Source organism: Dankookia rubra (assembly GCF_004355005.1).
In the GTDB taxonomy this organism is placed as follows: Bacteria; Pseudomonadota; Alphaproteobacteria; order Acetobacterales; family Acetobacteraceae; genus Paracraurococcus; species Paracraurococcus ruber_A.
Map to the genome: position 1 here is coordinate 1 of NZ_SMSJ01000404.1, position 281 is coordinate 281.

Annotated in this window: 1 pseudogene; it reads right to left on the minus strand. The window is 42.0% G+C overall.

Annotated elements, in window-relative coordinates:
- Window positions 1-281: pseudogene (locus E2C06_RS37115) on the minus strand (amino acid permease); the annotation flags it as partial.

The window sequence follows — 281 nt, forward strand, 5'->3', positions numbered from 1 at the left end:
CGTCATCATGATTTTACCAATCATGAAAATACCAATGATGATAAATACAATGATGGCAAGGACTTTAACCAAGGAGAAGAAGAACTCACTTTCACCAAAGCCTTTGACTGTCAGTGCATTGATCCCAAAGACAACAGCTAAGAAGAGAGCACTCCAGTAGAAACCGGGCAGATCGGGAAACCAGAATTTCATAATGAATTGGACTGCAACCAATTCAAATGCAACCGTAATGGCCCAGTTATACCAATAGTTCCAGCCAAGGGCGAAACCAAAACCGCCTT